1 protein-coding gene is annotated in these 602 nt (G+C 50.0%); it reads left to right on the top strand.

From position 1 onward, the window contains the following. The coding region (locus tag R7040_RS27985; protein WP_318097820.1) for a proprotein convertase P-domain-containing protein at positions 1 to 581 on the top strand (581 nt) is incomplete at its 5' end. Positions 582 to 602: the final 21 nt, after the last annotated feature.

Raw genomic sequence — 602 nt, 5'->3', positions numbered from 1 at the left:
ACTACAACGGCACTTCGATGGTGACTCCGCACGTAACGGGCGTAGCTGGCTTGGTGTGGAGTTACCACCCAACGTGTACCGCAGCGCAAGTACGTAACGCGTTGATCAAAACCGCGACAGACATTGATGTTGCAGGTCGAGATAACCGCACAGGTCACGGCCTAGTGAATGCGGAAGCGGCGAAGTTGTTCTTGGATGCGGGCTGTAATGGTCCTGACGGTGGCGGTAGCTCTGCAGATTCTAGCTACTCAAACACTAACCCTGTTGCGATTCCTGACAACAAAACCTCTGGTGCCATCAGCGCACTGAATGTCGATCGCACTGGCGACTCAGGTACTGTAAGCATTGACGTAGATATTAGCCATACTTACATCGGTGACCTACGAGTGACTCTGACTTCACCGACAGGTGGACAAGTCGTGCTTCACGACAATACTGGCGGCAGCGCTAATGATATTAAAACCACTTTCCAAGTTGATTTCTCTGGTTTTGAATCACAAGGTTCTTGGGAACTTAAAGCCGTCGACAGTGCCAGAAGAGACACAGGTACAATCAACAGTTGGTCTCTGACATTTCAATAAGGAGTGACTATGAAGAAGCTG

It is taken from the genome of Vibrio sp. 1069, from assembly GCF_033340555.1.
Note: the sequence above shows the minus strand (reverse complement) of the source record. Positions and strands in the feature narration are given on the sequence as shown.